This window comes from Jongsikchunia kroppenstedtii DSM 45133 (assembly GCF_000380485.1).
GTDB classification, from domain to species: Bacteria; Actinomycetota; Actinomycetes; order Mycobacteriales; family Mycobacteriaceae; genus Jongsikchunia; species Jongsikchunia kroppenstedtii.
Map to the genome: position 1 here is coordinate 1 of NZ_AQYG01000001.1, position 1,042 is coordinate 1,042.

The 1,042-nt window shown below is 53.8% G+C and carries 1 rRNA gene; it reads left to right on the top strand.

The annotated features are described in order from the left end of the window. Positions 1–1,033: ribosomal RNA gene (locus tag G341_RS0100005) — 23S ribosomal RNA — on the top strand; the annotation flags it as partial. Positions 1,034–1,042: the final 9 nt, after the last annotated feature.

A 1,042-nucleotide genomic window follows, 5' to 3' on the forward strand; every position in this document is an offset into this window, starting at 1 on the left:
GGGGAGCGAAGCTGAGAATTTAAGCCCCAGTAAACGGCGGTGGTAACTATAACCATCCTAAGGTAGCGAAATTCCTTGTCGGGTAAGTTCCGACCTGCACGAATGGCGTAACGACTTCTCTGCTGTCTCAACCACAGACTCGGCGAAATTGCAGTACGAGTAAAGATGCTCGTTACGCGCGGCAGGACGAAAAGACCCCGGGACCTTCACTATAGCTTGGTATTGGTGTTCGGTTCGGTTTGTGTAGGATAGGTGGGAGACTGTGAAGTGGGCACGCCAGTGTTCATGGAGTCGTTGTTGAAATACCACTCTGATCGTATTGGACATCTAACCTCGGACCATGATCTGGTTCAGGGACAGTGCCTGGTGGGTAGTTTAACTGGGGCGGTTGCCTCCCAAAAAGTAACGGAGGCGCCCAAAGGTTCCCTCAGCCTGGTTGGCAATCAGGTGTTGAGTGTAAGTGCACAAGGGAGCTTGACTGTGAGACGTACATGTCGAGCAGGGACGAAAGTCGGGACTAGTGATCCGGCACCAACGTGTGGAAGTGGTGTCGCTCAACGGATAAAAGGTACCCCGGGGATAACAGGCTGATCTTCCCCAAGAGTCCATATCGACGGGATGGTTTGGCACCTCGATGTCGGCTCGTCGCATCCTGGGGCTGGAGTAGGTCCCAAGGGTTGGGCTGTTCGCCCATTAAAGCGGCACGCGAGCTGGGTTTAGAACGTCGTGAGACAGTTCGGTCTCTATCCGCCGCGCGCGTTAGAAACTTGAGGAAACCTGTCCCTAGTACGAGAGGACCGGGACGGACGAACCTCTGGTGTGCCAGTTGTTCCACCAGGAGCACCGCTGGTTAGCTACGTTCGGAAGGGATAACCGCTGAAAGCATCTAAGCGGGAAGCCCGTTCCAAGATGAGGTTTCTCACCACCATTGAGTGGGTAAGACCCCCTACAGACCATAGGGTTGATAGGCCAGAACTGTAAGCACAGCAATGTGTTCAGGTGACTGGTACTAATCGGTCGAGGACTTACCAACACACAACAA